Raw genomic sequence first — 14,564 nt, 5'->3', positions numbered from 1 at the left:
TCAGAGATACTCAAGTACCTAATCGATAGGAGTCTCATTAAGGGCAGAGAACATATTGCTCTTTGATTTAAAAATTCTAATAATATCTGCGCTATCCGTTTTCAGCAATAGATGCCCTTCTCGCTCATGATAATGAAATATGAGAGAAGTAATTAGTTTATGAAGACTAGCGGCACCTGAATACACTACACCGCTGCAACTAAGTCAGTGGCTAATAATCCCTATCCCTTCGAATTAAACAAATGTTGGCATACAGAAACCAGTATTCTTATTTTATTGTTGAGCTGCTTTTGAAAGCCGAGGGGTAGTAGTAAATAATTCGATTAATGTCATCGTGAATTGCGGCCGCACTTGAGTGTGGTATCGGCATAAACACCTATCCCAATTACCTATAAGAAAAAGCCAGCAAGAAATGCTGGCTTTAAAACCGTCCTTTTATTTTAGGACGGCTTTTTCAGTTGTCGTTTTTGAATAATTCAACTACACGTCTAAATTTGCAACTTTCAATGCGTTTTCTTCAATGAATGCTCGTCGCGGCTCAACTTGGTCACCCATAAGTGTGGTAAACAGTAGATCAGCACCGATTGCATCTTCAATTGTTACTTGTAACATTCTTCGCGTTGTCGGATCCATTGTAGTTTCCCACAGTTGACCAGGGTTCATTTCACCCAATCCTTTATAACGTTGAATGTATTGCCCTCTTTTCGATTCAGCCATTAACCAATCCAACGCTTCAACAAAACTAGAAACAGGCTTGGTTTTATCGTTTCTTTTTACAAAGCCACCTACTTCAATCATTCCGTTAATAGATTGATTTAGTTCTTTGATACGTTTGTATTCATTGGAATCAATAAACTCTTTATCGATTTTGTATTCTGTATCAATACCATGCAGTCTAATTATGATCGCAACATACCAATTGTTTCGTTCTGCATTGTGACGAACTTCAAATGAATAAGTAGCGCCATCTATTTCATCTTCTGTTAAGCCTTTAGTAAACTCATCTGCAAACTCAACGAGATTTGCTTCGCTATTAACGTCTTCAGAACTCAATATACCGCTATATACTAGCTTGTTAAGTATCACAGCAGGCATTAATCGGCTAATACGACCAATCATAGCAATTGTTGATTGATATTGTGCCACAAGAGATTCTAGAGCCACTCCGCTAATAGCTGGTGCGTCTTCATTCACATGTAGAGACGCGTTATCTAAAGCAATCGACGTTAGGTATTTAGTCAATGAGTCATCATCTTTTAAGTACTGCTCTTGTTTACCTTTCTTGGTTTTGTACAAAGGAGGTTGAGCAATATAGATATACCCTCTTTCGATTATTTCTGGCATTTGACGATAGAAGAACGTAAGCAACAATGTTCGTATATGCGAACCATCAACATCGGCATCGGTCATAATAATAATCCTATGATACCGAAGCTTTTCTGGATCATATTCATCGCGTCCAATACCACAACCCAATGCAGTAATCAGAGTCGCCACTTCTTGGGAAGAAAGCATTTTATCGAAGCGTGCTTTTTCTACATTAAGAATTTTACCTTTAAGAGGAAGGATGGCTTGGTTTTTACGATTACGCCCCTGCTTGGCTGAGCCGCCAGCAGAGTCCCCTTCCACTATATATAATTCAGATAAACCAGGATCTTTCTCTTGGCAGTCAGCCAATTTACCAGGCAAACCTGCTAAATCTAATGCCCCTTTGCGTCGTGTCATTTCTCGTGCTTTTCGAGCTGCTTCTCGCGCTCTTGCCGCATCGATAATTTTGCCAACAATAATTTTACTTTCAGTAGGGTTTTCAAGTAAAAACTCACTCAGCTTCTCACCCATAACGGTTTCAACTGCAGGTCTTACTTCTGAAGAAACTAATTTATCTTTAGTTTGCGAAGAGAACTTAGGATCCGGAACTTTAACTGAAATAATGGCAGTTAACCCTTCTCTCGCATCATCGCCACTGGTTGTTGTTTTGGTTTTTTTAGCTACACCTTCTTTGTCCATGTAGTTATTTAATGTACGAGTTAACGCACCTCTAAAACCAGCTAAATGGCTTCCACCATCTTTTTGAGGAATATTATTTGTAAAACAAAAAACATTTTCTTGGAAGCTATCATTCCATTGCATTGCTACTTCGACTGAAATTCCATCATCTCTATGGGAATCAAAGTAAAAGATCTTTTGATGCATAGGCGTTTTATTTTGATTTAAAAACTCTATAAAAGCAGTAATTCCGCCTTCATATTCGAACTTATCAGTTTTACCATCTCTTTCGTCTTCTAAAATGATACACACGCCAGAGTTAAGAAAAGATAGTTCACGTAGTTTTTTAGCTAAAATGTCATAGTGAAATTCTACATTGGTGAAGGTTTCTTCACTTGGCCAAAAGCGAATACTTGTACCTGTTGATTCAGATTCACCAATAACTGATAGCGGACTTTGTGGCTCACCATGTTTATATTCTTGTTCGTGAAGTTTCCCTGCTCGTCTTATTTGTATTTGTAACTTTTTAGACAAAGCATTCACCACAGAAACACCAACGCCGTGTAAACCACCAGACACTTTATAAGAGTTATCGTCAAATTTACCACCGGCATGTAGCACAGTCATAATAACTTCTGCTGCTGAAACCCCTTCTTCTTCATGAATTTCTGTAGGAATACCACGCCCATCATCTTTCACGGAAACAGAACCATCAATGTGAATCTTTACGTTAATACTTGAACAATGTCCCGCTAAAGCTTCATCAATAGAGTTATCTACAACCTCAAATACCATGTGGTGAAGTCCAGTACCATCGTCTGTATCACCTATATACATTCCAGGTCTTTTTCTAACAGCATCAAGCCCTTTTAGAACTTTGATACTCGACGAATCATACACATTTTCTTCTGCCATTCGGTTAAATCTCCTCTCTCACCTGGCCATGTTCCACGTGAAACACTGCTTTATCATTATAATTATTTAGAAAATCTAGTTCATTTAAATCAATGGCTGTCACAAACAATTGCGAGTCTGAACCATATAACTTGTTAATAAACACTTTCCTCTTTTCTTCATCTAGCTCTGCACCAATATCATCCAAAAGATACACTGATGTTTTACCTGTCTTTTCGTACAAATACTGTGTTTGAGCCAACTGCATTGCAGCTACTAGCATTCTAAGTTGCCCTCTTGAAAGCAACTCTTGTGCAGGTATACCTTTTGCCTTAATTCTTAAATCAGCCTTATGTGGTCCTACACTAACAAAACCATTTTTTTGATCTCTATGAATATTTTTGGCTAATGCATCAGCCAAACTAACACCCTTTTCCCATCCCCTATAATACGAAATTTCCAAAAAAATCTCAGGTAAAAAGTCCTTTAAGTTCAAATTAATTAGCTCAATTAACTTATCGTTCAGTAAAGATTCTCGGTAGTCTGAAATAGCTTCCCCTTGCCTTTGAAACAATTCTAACCAATATTGTTTCTCTTGATTATTACGAGAAGTTTTGTAAATTGAATTTAACTGCTTTAAGGACTTTCTGAATATTTGAATTTGTGAATTGAATGGTTGTTCCACGTGAAACAATAACCAATCTAAATAAGTCCTACGTAATTTCGGAGCCCCTAAGAGAAGGTCTGAACTTTGTGGAGTAAATATTTGAATTGGTAAATGACTTGCTAACTCCGTAGCTTTTTGTCTTTTTTCGCCATTTATATTTATGGTACACGTATCGTTATGATCTCGAGCCAATCCTAATCTATGTATGTCAGAGACTCCCTCTTTTGAGATAGCGCAAAAAACAGTAAAGCCGAGCTCTGCAGTTTTGATAACATTCTTATGCTTATTGGTTCGGAACGAACGAGCAAAACCTAAATAGTGAATAGCTTCTAAAATAGAAGACTTGCCACTACCATTATCCCCAATAAACAAATTTAGTTTTCTATTGGGAACGAGTGACAACTCTTTAATATTTCTAAAAGAACGTATCTGGACCTTGTCCAGTTTCATTTAATGTTTCTTCTTAAAGTGGAATAAAAACTATCTATAGTCTCATCGGCATAATAACGTATAAAGCAGAGTCATCTTTAGCATCTTCAATTAAGGCGCTACTATTAGAGTCTGCTAAAGTAATACGCACATCTTCACAATTTAAGCCATTCATAACGTCAATTAAGTAAGCAACGTTAAAACCAATTTCTAGATCATCGCCTGCATAATCGACATCAACAATTTCTTCAGCTTCTTCTTGCTCTGGGTTATTAGCCGTTATCTTCAATTCGGCATTAGAAAGGTTCAGACGAACACCTCTAAACTTTTCATTTGATAAGATAGACGCCCTAGAGAATGCTTGTTTAAGCACATCTTTGCTAGACTCAATTTTCTTATCACCATCTTTTGGTAAAACTCTACGGTAATCTGGAAAACGCCCATCTACTAACTTACTAGTAAATATGAAATCCGTAGAAAAAATACGAATATGATTAGAGCCCACTTGGACTTTAACTAACTTATCGTTGTCTTCGATTAATCGAATGATTTCTAATACGCCCTTTCTAGGAATAATGACCTGCCTATTTGGCAAAGGAGCACTATCATAACTTAATCGACAAAGAGCCAATCTATGCCCATCTGTGGCAACTGTACGAATTAAATTATCTTCCGTTTCTAAAGACATTCCATTTAAGTAATAACGAACGTCTTGCTGAGCCATACAAAAATGTGTGCTATCTATTAGTCGTTTTAAATCATGTTGTGAAATTTCAAATTCTAATTCACCTTGCCAATCTTCTAAATTCGGATAATCTTCAGCAGACAAAGTGGATAAACTGTATTTACTACGTCCAGAACGTAATAATGCTTTATTACCATCGACACTGAATTCAATATTGCTTCCGTCAGTTAACCCTTTACAAATGTCTAATAACTTCTTTGCTGGGACAGTAATTTCACCTTCCACAAACTCACCTGTTAAGGTTACATTAGAGATCAACTCAACCTCTAAATCTGTACCAGTTAACCAAAGTGAGTTATCACTAACCTTTATTAAAACATTAGATAAAATTGGAAGTGTATGACGACGCTCAACAGCACCTGAGACTAATTGCAGTGGCTGTAAAAAGTTTTCTCTACTAATACTAAATTTCATTTTTATACTCATGAATATTTTATGAAGAAAGTGTACGAATTAGATTTTGATAGTCTTCTTTTATATCATGACTTTCTTCTCTAAGTTGAACTATTTTACGGCAAGCATGCAATACCGTTGTATGATCACGACCACCAAAAGCATCCCCTATCTCGGGTAAGCTATGGTTAGTTAATTCTTTAGATAACGCCATAGCCATTTGCCTTGGTCTAGCGACACTTCGGCTACGGCGTTTTGACAAAATGTCAGCCATTTTGATTTTATAATACTCGGCGACTGTTTTTTGAATATTATCAATTGTGACGAGCTTTTCTTGTAGGGCTAACAAGTCTCGTAACGCCTCTCTAACAAAGTCAATCGTAATAGGCCTACCTGTAAAATTAGCGTTAGCAATTACCCTATTAAGTGCGCCTTCTAACTCCCTAACATTTGACCTTAATCGTTTAGCAATAAAAAATGCCACTTCGTCTGGAAGGAATATTTTATTCTCTACAGCTTTGCGCATCAAAATAGCCACACGAGTTTCTAATTCAGGTGGTTCAATGGCAATAGTTAGCCCCCAGCCAAATCGAGATTTAAGCCTATCTTCTACACCAGAAATTTCTTTAGGGTAACGGTCAGAGGTAAGAATAATTTGTTGATTACCTTCTAACAGAGCATTGAATGTATGAAAAAATTCTTCTTGAGAACGCTCTTTATTGGCAAAAAACTGAATATCATCGATAAGTAATGCATCTACGGATCGATAGTAACGTTTGAATTCTTCGATAGCATTATTTTGCAATGCTTTAACCATGTCCTGAACAAATCGTTCAGAATGCATATACACAACAGTAGCATTTTTTTCTTATCCATTATGCCATTGCCTACAGCATGCAATAAATGAGTTTTACCTAGACCCGTGCCACCATAAATAAATAGTGGGTTATATGCACCACCAGGGTTATCAGCTACTTGTTGTGATGCTGCTCTAGCTAACTGGTTTGATTTACCTTCAACAAAATTATCAAATTTATAGGTTAAGTTAATGTTACTTTTGTGAGCTGGCACTTCTGTGCTATTTGGAGTGCTATTAGGCAAGATACTATTTAAGTTGCTTTGAGAATTGGCTTGGCTAGACACAACTGTTTTTGCCAAAGGCTCTTGAGGATTACTGTTACTTTGTATGCCAACTTTCCCATTATTGACTTCAAAACGCAATTGAGGTGTTTTATCTCCACAAAACTCAGTTAACAAGCTGTTTATTTGCGCGAAATATTTATCACGAACCCAATCCAATACAAAGCGATTGGGTGCAAACAAAGATTAAATACCCATCGCCATGTTCCGCCTGAAGAGGCCTTATCCACATACTAAATTGCTGAATGGGTAAATCTTGCTGCAGCCTTTCCAGACATTGATTCCACATAGACATTAAAAAATGACTCCAACCCTCGTTAAAAAAGGGCCTTTTTAAAGGACAAACCCACAACATTATGTATTAACGACAAACACAATAACAGTGCAGTATTTAACCAAAAATTGAATAAATAAAAATTGACTGTGGATTATCTCGCTTTCCCCCTAAGAAGGCAACATACTTTTGTAAATAAACAGAAATTAATTAATAACTATATGTTTTATATATATTTAATAATAAAATCAATTAGAGTTTAATTAGTAGAACCATCTATCAACTGTTTATTTTTATTCGAGTTTAAATTCCGATAAAAAACAAATCAGAATTATTTTGTGGATAAAATACCAAAATTGGATTTTTATTAACTTTGTCCTTAGTAGCCGAGTAAAACTGAATTGACTAAATATTTAGTTTTAAAGCAACTTATTGATTGACAAAAGTCTTAGTGATCCCTATTATTCAGCGTCATTTTTGAGCACGGTGTATTCCAGTATTGGTTTTCACGTAATTGCTCATTTTGTTTTAACCTTATGTATAGAGCGGGACTAGGTCATGAAAAGAACTTTTCAACCAAGCAACTTAAAACGTAAGCGTTCACACGGTTTTCGTGCCCGTATGGCGACTAAAAATGGCCGCAAGGTTATTGCTAATCGTCGTGCTAAAGGCCGTGCTCGTTTATCAGCTTAATTAATCAAGGTGGGTGAAAATAACTTTTCTCGGGAGCTAAGACTACTTACTCCCACCCACTTTGAATATGTTTTCAAAAAAGCAATTCCTTCTGTTTCTCCCCAAATTACCTTATTAGCAAGATTTAACGATATTAATAATCCTCGTTTAGGTATTACTTTATCTAAAAAACGGGTGAAATATGCTCACGATAGAAATAGAGTGAAGCGTTTAATTCGTGAGAGTTTTCGCGTGAAAAGACAAACATTCCCAAATATTGATATAGTGGTGGTTGGTAAATCAGGCCTCGATAAAATGTCAAATGAAGAAATAGTTTTGTTACTTGGTAAATTATGGAAAAAATTAGTATCGCGTTGCGAAAAATCCCAATTGGACTAATTAAATTTTACCAAATTTTTATTTCTCCGATGTTGGGACCAACATGCAGATTTCATCCGAGTTGTTCTTATTACTCAATTGAAGCAATAACAAAGCATGGATTTATAAAAGGTAGTTGGTTAAGCATTAAACGTATATCGAAATGCCACCCACTACACTCAGGAGGGCACGATCCAGTCCCTGAGAAAAAGAAAAGAAAATAATGATTTTTATTCTTATGCCCATATTAATAATAAGTTGTTAGCAAAAAAGTAATATAACAGTGGTTTAATGGTTTCAAATTAATAAGTCACACGTATAAACAAGTAGTTAATTAGAGTATTTTATGGAATCCCAACGCAGTTTTTTATTAATTGCCTTAGCGTTTGTCTCTTTTATGTTATGGCAGCAATGGCAAGTAGATTATGGACCTCAACCTGTAGCGGCACCTACTGCTGCAGAGCAGAAAAATTCAGTTGATTCGCCTCCTAATACAGAAGATGTACCTATTGGTTCAACCACTGGACAAACTTTTGAAGCGAGTAACGTTCAAACGGGAAAAATAATTACTGTAAAAACAGATACTCTAGATTTGAGTATTGATACGGTAGGTGGTGATGTCATATCTGCCAATCTTGTTAAATTTCCAGTAGTTCAAAATTCTCCCGAATCCTATAGTTTACTGCGACCTAATGGGCAAGAACTATTCATTGCTCAAAGTGGTTTGATTGGTAAAGACGGTCCAGATAGTAAAGGGCGTCCTACTTACACTTCTACTGAAAATAGCTATACCCTCAAAGGCGATACCTTAACTGTACCGCTAACTTTAGTTACACCAGATGGCGTAAAAATTACTAAGACCTTTTTGTTTACTAAAGGTAGTCACAAAATTGATGTCAGTTATATTATTGAAAATAACACTAGCGATTCAAAACAACTACAGCAGTTTGGTCAGCTTAAACAAAGCATGTTAAAAGAAGATGGCAGCATGTTTATGCCAACTTATAGAGGCGCAGCGATTTCTACAGATGAAGATAAATACGAAAAGTATACCTTCGACGACATGGCTGAAAAAGGGCTGAAGAAAACCACAGTAGCCGGTTGGGCCGCTATGATAGAACACTATTTTGTTTCTGCTTGGATACCACCTCAAGATGAAACCAATTTTCTGTTCAGCCGAGTATTACAAAACACTAACGGTGTGATCGGCTTTACTGGACAACCTGTAACTGTAAAACCTGGTGAAACCGCACAAATTACCAGTGCATTATATTTAGGTCCTAAAGATCAAGATACCCTAGCAGAACTAGCTAGAGGTCTTGATTTAACGGTGGACTACGGGTTTTTATGGATGATATCCAAATACTTGTTCCACTTCTTGCAATTTATCCATAGCTTGGTAGGAAACTGGGGATTCTCAATTATTATAATCACAATTGTGGTTAAAGGAGCCATGTACCCACTGACGAAAAAGCAATATGAATCAATGGCAAAAATGCGTGCACTTAAACCTAAGATGGACGCTTTAAAAGAACGCTATGGCGAAGATAAGCAAAAAATGCAACAAGCCATGATGAAAATGTATAAAGAAGACAAAGTTAACCCTATGGGTGGTTGTTTCCCTCTTTTACTACAAATGCCTATTTTCTTAGCTTTATATTGGGTACTACTAGAAAGTGTAGAATTAAGACACGCTGATTTTATATTTTGGATCACTGACTTAAGTGCAAAAGACCCGTTCTTTGTATTACCGATATTAACGGGTATCAGCATGTACTTGTTACAAAAACTTCAGCCCATGACGATGACTGACCCAATGCAACAGAAAATCATGCAGTTTATGCCGGTAGCAATGAGTTTGTTCTTCTTCATTTTCCCAGCAGGCTTAGTTTTATACTGGTTAATCAGTAATATCATTACTTTAGTTCAAGCTAAGTTTATCTATGCATCAATGGAAAAACGCGGTTTACAAACTAAGTAAATAAAACAATCTATAGCCCGTTTTATACTTAATTAAGTTATAAAACGGGCTTTTTTTGCTTAAATAAAGTCAAATAGGCAAAACTAACAAAAGAGGAATGAATATGCCGTCGCTAGATATAGTGTCAGAAATAGATTTAGTCGAAGTAAGAAATGCGGTCGACAATGCCAATCGAGAACTTAGTACCCGCTTCGACTTTAGAGGTGTACAAGCCTCTTTTAGCTTTGCAGACGAAATTGTCACGCTTAAAGCTGAAGGCGATTTCCAAATTAAACAAATGATGGATATGTTACGAACATCTTGTGCAAAACGAGGCGTCAATAACGCTTCTTTAGATCCTCAAGAAATAGATATTTCTGGTAAGACTTATAAAAGAGCCGTGAAGTTTAAACAAGGCATAGAGCAGCCTGTAGCAAAGAAACTAATCAAACTTATTAAAGATGCAAAACTAAAAGTTCAAGCTCAAATACAAGCAGACCAAGTACGAGTAACAGGCAAGAAACGAGATGACTTACAGAAAGTTATTGCACTAGCCAAAGACTCCGACATAGATCAACCGCTACAATTTACTAACTTTAGAGACTAGCTAAACATGAATTCAAATGGCTTTTCTGAACAACAAGATACTATCGTTGCCCAAGCCACAGCGTCAAGGAAAAGGCGGTGTGGGAATAATTCGAGTATCGGGAAGTTTAGCCAGTGAAGTGGCTATAAAAATACTGGGTAAAGTACCCAAAACCCGCCAAGCAGAGTATCTAACTTTTTCCGATACACACAATAATATGCTTGATCAGGGAATAGCGATATTCTTTAAAAATCCTCATTCTTTTACCGGTGAAGATGTATTGGAGTTACAAGGCCATGGCGGGCAAGTAGTTCTGGACATGTTACTTAACGCCATATTGCATATTCCCAAAATAAGAATCGCTAATCCAGGTGAGTTTAGTGAACGCGCATTTTTGAACGATAAGTTAGATTTAGCTCAAGCAGAAGCTATTTCCGATTTGATAGACGCCAGTTCTGAACAAGCAGCAAAAGGCGCTTTGCGTTCATTACAAGGGGCATTTTCTGAGAATATTCATGCTCTGGTAGAACAAGTAATTCATTTACGTATGTATGTTGAAGCTGCTATTGATTTCCCTGATGAAGAAATCGACTTTTTAAGCGATGGCAAAATTCAACAAGATCTAAACAACATCATTCAGTCTTTCGAATCATTGCGTCAACAAACTAAACAAGGCGCATTACTTAGAGAAGGCATGCGAGTTGTCATTGCAGGCAAACCCAATGCCGGCAAATCAAGTTTGTTAAATGCTCTAGCCGGTAAAGACGCAGCAATAGTTACCGATGTCGCAGGCACCACTCGAGATGTTTTAAAAGAACATATCCACATCGATGGTATGCCACTACATATTATCGACACAGCCGGTTTGCGTGACAGCCCAGACAAAGTTGAGAAAATCGGTATTGAACGAGCTTGGCAAGAGATACACCAAGCAGATCGTATTCTATTTATGTTAGACAGTACTGAATCGACAGAAACACAGCCAGACCAGATATGGCCAGAATTCTATCAGCAAATTCCAAAAAATATCGGTCTCAGTGTTATTCGTAATAAAGTTGATTTGACTAACGAAAATCCCGGCTTTAACAACAGTGGTAAATATCCGGTTATTTCACTTTCCGCTAGCAGTCAGATAGGCATTCATTATTTAACTGAACATTTGAAAGACTGTATGGGATTTAATTCTGGATCCGAAGGGCAATTCATTGCTCGTCGTCGCCATTTAGACGCAATTGATAGAGCCGCAGAACACCTATATTTAGGCAAACATCAACTTGAAGAAAATATTGCCGGCGAGTTATTAGCCGAAGAGTTACGTTTAACCCAACAACATTTAAACGAAATTACCGGCGAATTTAGTTCAGATGATCTATTAAGTAAAATATTCTCGTCGTTTTGTATAGGAAAGTAGACATGGCACAATACGAAATAATAGTAGGCAGTGTTTTAGGTGCAAGTGAATACGTGGCAGAAGCTTTACAAACCGAACTAGAATCCCAAAATCACACAACCAATATCCACTTGTCACCCAATTTGCCTGACATAGATCCAGCTGCAATTTGGCTTTTTTGCAGTTCGACTCATGGTGCTGGCGACCTACCAGACAACTTACAACCTTTTTTCGACAGTTTGATAAACAGCCAATAAAACCGAAATATTTCACAGTTGTTGGTTTAGGTGATTCGAGTTACGACACATTTTGTTTTGCTGCAAAGCATATAGAGCAACAATTGACGATTGCCGGAAGCGAGCTGATCGAACCTTGTTTACATATAGACGTATTAAATCATCCAATTCCAGAGGATGTTGCAGTAGAATGGCTACAAAGTTGGATTAATCAATAGTCGAACAGACACATAGTAGTTTTAATGCAAATAAATAAAGCTGAACAAACCGCCCTACTTCAATCGTTAAGCAATGATGCCCGTACTTTATACTTACTGGGTATTAGACCTTCTGTCGACGAAAAAACAGCAAAAACGCCCCCTTTGAATTACAAGAGTTTGTTAATTTTACTCAATGCCAAAGAAGAGAAATATACACTAGGTCGCCAGGTAAATAGTCTGATTAAAGAACTACTGAATGTTGGCTTAGTCAATTTCCAAGAAGAAGTTGAGCTGAACCATAGTTTCAACGGTAAAGTTCTATTACTACCGCTGACGACTATGGAAGAAAATGAATATTCAAATCTTCACCTTAATTGGCATACAATGAAACTAAATTGGACGCCTAATGAAAAGCTAGTGGCAGATTTGTCAAAATTAGTCGGCATAATAGATTACCAATATTCAGCTAATGAATTAGGGGACTTTATTGCTTACTGGTTAGGTCGCCCCGAATCTCAATTTACTGAATATCAATGGACACAAAAATTTGTGTTTAATTTGAAAAAAATGCGCTTAGCCCATGGTTTTAAACCCACTCAAAAAATAGGCCAGCAAATTGTTCAAACACAAGCAGGTATAGAAGCCGACGAAAATACCAAAAATTTAGTGGCTAAATACGGTAAAACAGTAAAAACTTAACACAAACAAAAATGGGACAGCGATTCTAGTGAACAGTATTAAAGATAGAATTCAACAATTAGGTAAAGCCCTAGGTCGTCAACATATTCCAGACAACTACACAGACTATGCTAGTTTAAAAATGGAGTATGAAGCATTAGCGAATCGTGACGTTAAGCAATTACAAAAAGAAAGTAAAAAACAACGTATCCAAGAAATTCAAGGTCGTTCAGATCTTAATTCAAAATGGACATTTGCAAACTTAGTCGAAGATAGCCAAGATGTTATCGAAGCAGTCAGTTATGCCAGATCTTTTATTGCCGCCCATGAAGATTTAAGTTGGCGAAAAAGTGGCGCCCACATGATGATATTTTATGGAGATTATGGCCGTGGAAAATCTCACACGGCAGGCGCTATTGCCCACGAATTAATTGAAAAGTTTGAAATATCTGTTCTATACCGACAATTATCTAGCCTACTTGATATGCGACTATTCTCATATGATTTCGGTGCTAATGATAACGCTGGACAAAAATACCGAGAAATTAATCAAGAATTACTGGATGTAGATTTGCTCATCTTAGATGAAGTATGTGTCAACGAAACCATTCTCAAAAAGAACGCACAAAGTTGGTTAGGTAATGTACTTAGACAAAGACTCGCCAATCACAAAAATTGTATTTTAATTACTAATCATAACTTAGTGGAATTAGAAAACGCTATTGGTCGCTACTGCTTTGAATCAATTAAAGAATACGATACCTATAAAGTGAAATTTTCAGGCCCAAGTAGGCGTAAAGAAATTATTCCTACACAACCTGAATCACAAGCCGTACGTAAAACTTCTGGTTATCAACCAAACCAAGTTAAATAAAATGTATTAACTACAGAAGACTACCATCTAGCTATAAAGAATTATGCCAAGTAAATTGGCTTATACCTACTATGGCTACCTAACATGCTCTGAGTAGGAGTTTACTGCATCATCATAAGTAACCTGAGTTCTGAATAAGAAGCATCGCTTAAGCTAAACAGTCCAATGCCGCTAGACACAAAAAGAGCGTATTCGAGAGGTTCGCTTATCCAGCGATTCAGGTTAACTAGTTAGTCTAATGAGTAAAGTAAAAAGCGGCCATCACTCATAAAATATTTCTAGCTTTTGTTCCCTAATTTAATAGTCTTTACCCTTTTCAAACAGGTTATCTAACCTGAGTTCTGGATAATAAGTGTCGTTCTAATTTAAATTATAATTCAATAGCTTAACGTCATTCATTTACATCACTTTACTTAATGGCTTACTTGGTGACGAAATTTTTCGCGTATAGCAAGGCGGATTGTCGTACGTCATAACGTGTTATTGCTAGATAATCCAACGCCGCTAGACACAAATAGAGCGTTATCGAGAGGTTCAGCATATTCAGGATTCAGGATTCAGGTTATCTAGAGTAATCCCAGCTAAATTGTAGTTTTCAAAATTATTTTTAAAATAATTTTTGCACATTAATGATCGAAAAATGCGGTGGTTGTTGATAAAGATCTAAATTTGACAGAAATTTAGATCTTTGCCTTAAAGATCAAGATCTAAACAGATTTAATCTAATTTTAGATCACAAGTTACGCACAGTTAGATCAAAAGATTTGTCGTACTGTGAGTAAAATAGGGTATAACTACGGTACAAATCATTTATATCCACTGTATACAAATATTAAAAACTAGCCTTGTGGATAAAAGAGCTACTTGTACCCACTTTATACCTCTTTGATCAATGACTATCCACATAGTCATGATCAATATAACTAACTGTTTTAGATATAAAAAAAGCCTTATCAACAGAAAACTAGCTACTTAATAATAGTAGTAATAAATAAAGATCTAAAAGATCTTAAATATATAAAGCAGATCATTGATCTGAAATTGAATGAATTTTAAGCATTT

General features: G+C 36.5%; 10 protein-coding genes and 3 pseudogenes. 9 read left to right on the top strand and 4 right to left on the bottom strand.

Annotated elements, in window-relative coordinates; translation table 11 throughout:
• Positions 1 to 480: 480 nt before the first annotated feature.
• The 4 genes and pseudogenes from gyrB to dnaA all read right to left on the bottom strand — a co-directional run bounded on the left by gyrB (position 481) and on the right by dnaA (position 6,549).
• Positions 481 to 2,901: a DNA topoisomerase (ATP-hydrolyzing) subunit B gene (gene gyrB, locus RS130_RS04915; RefSeq protein WP_316025039.1), complete on the bottom strand. Its 2,421-nt coding sequence runs from the start codon at positions 2,899 to 2,901 to the stop codon at positions 481 to 483.
• A gap of 4 nt (positions 2,902 to 2,905) precedes the next feature.
• Positions 2,906 to 3,997 carry a DNA replication/repair protein RecF gene (gene recF, locus RS130_RS04910; RefSeq protein ID WP_316025038.1) on the bottom strand — a complete coding sequence of 364 codons (1,092 nt, stop codon included), beginning with the start codon at positions 3,995 to 3,997 and terminating at the stop codon, positions 2,906 to 2,908.
• Between the two features lie 34 nt (positions 3,998 to 4,031).
• Entirely contained in the window at positions 4,032 to 5,135 is a 1,104-nt protein-coding gene (gene dnaN, locus RS130_RS04905; RefSeq protein WP_316025037.1) for a DNA polymerase III subunit beta, read from the bottom strand.
• A gap of 19 nt (positions 5,136 to 5,154) precedes the next feature.
• Positions 5,155 to 6,549, bottom strand: a pseudogene (dnaA, locus tag RS130_RS04900) (chromosomal replication initiator protein DnaA).
• Between the two features lie 537 nt (positions 6,550 to 7,086).
• Between dnaA and rpmH the strand changes: the two are divergent.
• The 9 genes and pseudogenes from rpmH to RS130_RS04850 all read left to right on the top strand — a co-directional run bounded on the left by rpmH (position 7,087) and on the right by RS130_RS04850 (position 13,502).
• Positions 7,087 to 7,221 carry a 50S ribosomal protein L34 gene (rpmH, locus tag RS130_RS04895; protein WP_007615483.1) on the top strand — a complete coding sequence of 45 codons (135 nt, stop codon included), beginning with the start codon at positions 7,087 to 7,089 and terminating at the stop codon, positions 7,219 to 7,221.
• 9 nt (positions 7,222 to 7,230) lie between these two features.
• Entirely contained in the window at positions 7,231 to 7,599 is a 369-nt protein-coding gene (rnpA, locus tag RS130_RS04890) for a ribonuclease P protein component (protein WP_316025036.1), read from the top strand.
• The gene (gene yidD / locus RS130_RS04885) at positions 7,554 to 7,802 is read left to right on the top strand and encodes a membrane protein insertion efficiency factor YidD (protein ID WP_316025035.1); all 249 of its coding nucleotides are present in this window, start codon (positions 7,554 to 7,556) and stop codon (positions 7,800 to 7,802) included. Before rnpA ends, yidD begins: the two co-directional genes overlap by 46 nt.
• 122 nt (positions 7,803 to 7,924) lie before the next feature.
• Positions 7,925 to 9,559 (top strand): membrane protein insertase YidC, encoded by a 1,635-nt coding sequence (gene yidC, locus RS130_RS04880; RefSeq protein ID WP_316025034.1) that lies wholly within the window; start codon positions 7,925 to 7,927, stop codon positions 9,557 to 9,559.
• A 103-nt stretch (positions 9,560 to 9,662) separates the two neighbouring features.
• On the top strand, positions 9,663 to 10,145 hold the full coding sequence (locus RS130_RS04875) for a YajQ family cyclic di-GMP-binding protein (protein ID WP_316025033.1): 483 nt from the start codon (positions 9,663 to 9,665) through the stop codon (positions 10,143 to 10,145).
• Positions 10,146 to 10,151: 6 nt separating this feature from the next.
• Positions 10,152 to 11,535: pseudogene (gene mnmE, locus RS130_RS04870) on the top strand (tRNA uridine-5-carboxymethylaminomethyl(34) synthesis GTPase MnmE).
• 2 nt (positions 11,536 to 11,537) lie between these two features.
• Positions 11,538 to 11,968, top strand: a pseudogene (gene mioC, locus RS130_RS04860) (FMN-binding protein MioC).
• A 24-nt stretch (positions 11,969 to 11,992) separates the two neighbouring features.
• A complete protein-coding gene (locus RS130_RS04855; RefSeq protein WP_316025030.1) occupies positions 11,993 to 12,649 on the top strand; it encodes a DnaT-like ssDNA-binding domain-containing protein in 657 nt (218 codons plus the stop codon).
• A gap of 28 nt (positions 12,650 to 12,677) precedes the next feature.
• Positions 12,678 to 13,502 (top strand): ATP-binding protein, encoded by an 825-nt coding sequence (locus RS130_RS04850; RefSeq protein WP_316025029.1) that lies wholly within the window; start codon positions 12,678 to 12,680, stop codon positions 13,500 to 13,502.
• The last annotated feature ends 1,062 nt before the right edge of the window (positions 13,503 to 14,564 follow it).

Source organism: Paraglaciecola aquimarina, from assembly GCF_032464635.1.
Lineage (GTDB): Bacteria > Pseudomonadota > Gammaproteobacteria > Enterobacterales > Alteromonadaceae > Paraglaciecola > Paraglaciecola aquimarina.
Note: the sequence above shows the minus strand (reverse complement) of the source record. Positions and strands in the feature narration are given on the sequence as shown.